Origin of the sequence: Microcoleus sp. S13_B4 (genome assembly GCF_036700885.1) — a bacterium.
GTDB lineage: Bacteria > Cyanobacteriota > Cyanobacteriia > Cyanobacteriales > Microcoleaceae > Microcoleus.
Genome location: NZ_JAUBPU010000115.1, coordinates 1 through 4,788, shown reverse-complemented (window position 1 = coordinate 4,788; position 4,788 = coordinate 1). Strand labels below are relative to the sequence as shown.

At 46.6% G+C, this 4,788-nt stretch carries 3 protein-coding genes; 2 read left to right on the top strand and 1 reads right to left on the bottom strand.

Annotated features, from left to right (window positions below; all coding sequences use genetic code 11):
- Positions 1 to 396: 396 nt before the first annotated feature.
- Positions 397 to 891 (bottom strand): DUF427 domain-containing protein, encoded by a 495-nt coding sequence (locus QT994_RS27200; protein WP_333180182.1) that lies wholly within the window; start codon positions 889 to 891, stop codon positions 397 to 399.
- A 112-nt stretch (positions 892 to 1,003) separates the two neighbouring features.
- Here QT994_RS27200 and QT994_RS27195 point away from each other — a divergent pair, with 112 nt between their 5' ends.
- Positions 1,004 to 2,284 carry a GH25 family lysozyme gene (locus QT994_RS27195; RefSeq protein WP_333180179.1) on the top strand — a complete coding sequence of 427 codons (1,281 nt, stop codon included), beginning with the start codon at positions 1,004 to 1,006 and terminating at the stop codon, positions 2,282 to 2,284.
- 421 nt (positions 2,285 to 2,705) lie between these two features.
- Positions 2,706 to 4,664: a cation:proton antiporter domain-containing protein gene (locus QT994_RS27190; protein WP_333048322.1), complete on the top strand. Its 1,959-nt coding sequence runs from the start codon at positions 2,706 to 2,708 to the stop codon at positions 4,662 to 4,664.
- Positions 4,665 to 4,788: the final 124 nt, after the last annotated feature.

Sequence of the window (4,788 nt, the reverse complement as noted above, 5' to 3'; positions counted from 1 at the left end):
AGTCATGAATGTAGAACAACCTGAAACGCTTGTGATGATTGAATCGATTGTTTACAAATCAAATGGTTTTGCTATATTTGTTTCGTACCATTGGCTGTATTTACTACACTCTATAATATTTAAGGTAATAAACTAACGCATGAGTTTATTTCCTGCCTGCATTCCCTTGCAGTGATTCATGCTTACTCAATTAGAGATTTATTGAATTATTACTTAATTTTTTAAGGGTGATTTTTGGCGGTAAAAAAAGATTTCAGCGCTATTTTTTAACTCATTCACGGCGCAAACAAACTCAAGAAACCTGGTTGTAAAACCAGGATCGAGGCTGGAACAAGGTTGGGCGTAAAAAAACGTGGACCGCTGTTTTAAACTCAACACTCAACACTCAAGATTCCCTCACCACCCCCACGTTCCTGGGCCTCCCTTAAACGGGCCGACAATATCTTTGGTAATCCAGCCACCGTAAAAATCCCCTGGTTGAGATTGCACTAATTCCCCGTCCACATAACAGGCATCCATCTTGCTCGGATAAAAAGCCACATAATCTTTAATAGCTGCAAAAACCTGATTAGGATTGGGATAAAACCAAGCTGCATTTACTACTTCTTTCGACTCTACCGTCACAGTGTAATAACCGGCTTGTCCCTTCCACTCGCACCAAGAACCCCGTAAAGTTTTGTGCAAATATTCCATTTTGATGTCATCGGGGCAGATATAGTAGACAGGAGGGTGACTGGTCTCCAATACCCGCTGAGGACGGCGCGTGTCGGCGATCGTCACTCCATTAAAAATTATCTGTACGTGTTTGGTCGATTCCTCAAGCCGAGGGGGACGTGGGTAATCCCAAACAGACTCTTCACCAGGGCCAGGCTCTATTCGATCGAAGTTCATGTGCACAATCTCCCCTGAAAACAAACAATTAGCGACTTAGCATTACACTTTAATGTACCCTTAATCGAGTCGCTGCTTCAGAGCAAACCAGCTTTTCTCACCTCTTCGTAATATGAGTATTCGCGGTATAGATGTTTCCGACTACCAGCCCAATGTCAATTGGCAAGCAGTTGCCCAGGAAGGTATTGTCTTCGCTTTTGTCAAATCGACGGAGGGTGCAACGTTGGTTTCTCAAACTTTCGCTCGCAATTGGGCGGCGATGAAAGCGGCGGGGATTCAACGCGGTGCTTACCACTTTTTTCAACCTGCAAGCAGCGTTCAAGGACAAATAGATTTGTTCTTGAAAACTGTAAAACTCGAAGCGGGGGATTTACCGGCCGTCTTGGATTTGGAAACTACAGGCGGTTTGAGTGTTGATCAATTGTGCGATCGAGCCACAATTTGGTTAGAAGCAGTCGAAAAAGCCACCTTGATGCGGCCTATTATCTACACTTACCCCGGTTTCTGGGACAACCTGGGGACAAAACGCTTGGCCGATTACCCACTGTGGATTGCTCACTATACGAGTGCTGAGGAACCTTGGGTTCCCGGCGGCTGGAAAACTTGGACTTTTTGGCAGTACAGCGACATCGGCAGCCTGTCCGGCGTCTCGGGGAATGTAGACACCAATATTTTTGAAAGCGTCCGAGAAGGCGCCGTAAGTTATAAAGTTGCAGACATCCAGAGGGAATTAAGAATTAAAGGTTTTTATCAAGGTGCGATGGATGGTAAATTTGGAGCCACCACCACAGCGGCGCTCATCTCGTTTCAGAAATCTCAAGATCTCAATCCAGACGGCATTGCCAGCCTCAAAACTTGGGCCACTTTGATGCGAAAATCTCCCAAAGTAGTTGTCCCCCCTCCAACCCCGACACCAGTCCCGCAGCCGACTCCCGCTCCGACTCCTACTCCCATATCAAACGTGCGACTGACTCAGGTATTTTCGTCTTATAAAGCTAGCGCTAGCCAAGATACTGCCTTAATTTGGCTGCAAAGTCAAGTTTCTAACTCTATTTTAGGGGAATTTGCTCAAAAATGGCGGGCAACTACCTTACCTCAAGACAGTAATTTGCGATTGATAGATGTCGGCAAATTTTATCGTGGTTTAGCACAACAAGACCAAGCTTTAGATTGGCTGCAAAAACAAATTTCTCCGGCTATTATTAACGAGTTTGCACAAAAATGGCGCTCTCAATCTATTGTCACTAATTCTCCGATTCGGCTGATAGATGCGTGCAAATTTTATCGGGCCGCACCAAACCAAAACCAGGCTTTAGATTGGCTGGAAGGGCGAATTTCGCCGGCCATTCTATCGGAGTTTTTTCGCAGGTGGCAGAATGCTAATCGATTATAGATTTTAGATGGACTCTAAAGATGAATCTGGCGATTTTAGAGTTTTTTAGATGGGAGATTGACTCCACAAATAAATCTGGGGGTTTGACCGCTTTGTAATTGAAAAGCCGCCAAATCTTGCTATTTGAGATTTGAGATTGAGTCCACATCAAAAAAAGTCAAATCCTCTCCCTCTCTCCCCGCATCTCCGTAAGACTCTCGAACATAACAGACAATCTCTCGCTTAGCTACAGCTTACTGCCATCTTTGACGCCAAGAGAATTATCTGATAAAGTTATAGCCACTATCAAGGTTTTTAATCTTATTGGGAAAAATCCAGGGCCGTGCCGAGTTTGTAAGCTGCGCCGAAAAGAGCGCCTGCACTGCAATTACCCGCGCTCGAACATTTAAAACTAAGCGGGCAGCCTGTAACAATTATATCTATGGAAATCCCCTTTAACATTACCCAGTTGATGGTCATGACCGTCATCTGTGGCATCAGTGCTCAAGTTCTCGCCGCTTATCTGAAAGTTCCGGCGATCGTCTTTTTGCTGTTGTTTGGCATTTTAGCCGGCCCAGACTGCTTGGGAGTGCTGCACCCCAATCTGCTGGGCAGCGGTTTGGAAGTTATGGTATCGCTTTGCGTAGCTTTAATTCTGTTTGAAGGCGGCTTGAATTTGGAATTGCGAGATTTGGGCAAACTTTCCGGCAGCATCCGCAATTTAGTTACCGTAGGCACTTTAATTACGCTAATTGGCGGCGGAATGGCCGCACACTGGTTGGGGGAATTTCCCTGGCCGATCGCATTTCTGTATGCTTCTCTAGTAGTCGTCACCGGCCCGACGGTAATCGGCCCTTTGCTCAAACAAGTATCCGTTGACAAACAAGTCGCCGCCTTGCTAGAAGCAGAAGGCGTTTTAATCGATCCTGTCGGAGCAATTTTGGCAGTATTGGTGCTGAATATTATTTTGAACGGCAATGCTGATTTGCTGGTTTTGTTCCGAGATTTAATCGTGCGACTCTTAGTTGGCGCAGTCATCGGGATTGCGGGAGGTTGGCTGCTGGGATTCATTCTCAAGCGATCGCAATTTCTCTCAGAAGACCTTAAAAACTTAGTAGTTTTAGCCGGTTTGTGGGGATTTTTCGGGTTAGCAGAAGAAATCCGCAGCGAATCGGGACTGATGGCAACTGTCCTATCCGGCATCGTCCTCAGAGCCGCTGCTGTGCCGGAAGAAAGGCTGCTGAGGAGGTTTAAAGGTCAACTCACAGTCCTTGCTATTTCCATGCTGTTCGTGCTGCTGGCGGCCGATTTATCCCTCGCTAGTGTGGTCGCCCTCGGTTGGGGAAGTTTGTTTACAGTTTTAGCTTTAATGTGGGTAGTGCGGCCGATCAACGTTTGGCTGTGTACTTGGAACAGCGGACTGAATTGGCGGCAGAAATTATTTGTGTGTTGGGTAGCGCCGAGGGGAATTGTCTCAGCGTCGATCGCATCTTTATTTGCAATTTTGCTTACCCAGCGAGGAATCAACGGCGGCGACTCGATTAAAGCCTTAGTTTTCCTAACAATTATTATGACAGTTTTCGTCCAGGGACTAACGGCTGGACGGATGGCTCAACTTTTGGGCATCACCTCAAAATCGGCCACCGGTGCCGTCATTGTGGGGTCAAATCCTTTGAGCAGATTAATTGCTCGCTTGTTTCAAGAACGCGGAGAATCGGTGGCAATTATTGACACGAACCCGGAAGCTTGCGAACAAGCAGAACGAGAAGGTTTGCGGGTGTTTTTGAGCAGTGCTCTCGACCACAGCGTGTTAGAAGAAGCTGGACTGGATTCGATGGGAACTTTTTTGGCAATGACTCACAACGGCGAGGTAAACTTAGTGTTAGCTCAGCGGGCGGCAGAAGAGTTTGCACCGCCGAGGGTTTTGGCAATATTCCCCAAAGATCCGCAAGCAAATACGCCTGCAAATCAGACTAAAATAAATCAAGCTTTTGTCTCCGATTTGTCGCTGAAGGATTGGAACGAATATCTGATTGACAAAGAAGTAAAATTGGGGGAAACTGAGTTAAAAAGTGAGGGATTGCAGTTTCAGATTGCTCACTTGCAAGCTTTGGTTCAGGCCGGGGAGTTAGCGCCGCTGCTGCTGGAAAGGCAAGGGTACTTGCAAGTAGTGTCGGCGGCCCAGATTTGGCAAGCAGGCGATCGAATTATTTATTTGCTGTACGATCCGACACCGAAGTTGTTGAAAAGATTGTCGGGTTCGTCGCAGTCTCGCTTGACTTTGGAAAAGCATCAGGTAGTTGAAGAAGTGCCGATTCCTTCTCGGGTTTTAGAGCAGGTTTTGGAGTCAGCGGCAATAGCAAAGGATGCTAAAGTTTTGCAGCCGCCAGTTTCGCGGTAGGAGCAGTATCCCCGATCGTACTCTGTAATCTGCTTGTGGCGATCGTCCTTACTCTGCCTCCCCAATTAAAGTAAATGCCGCCCAATTTCGCGGCCCAGGATGAGTTTTCATCGTAGTTAACATT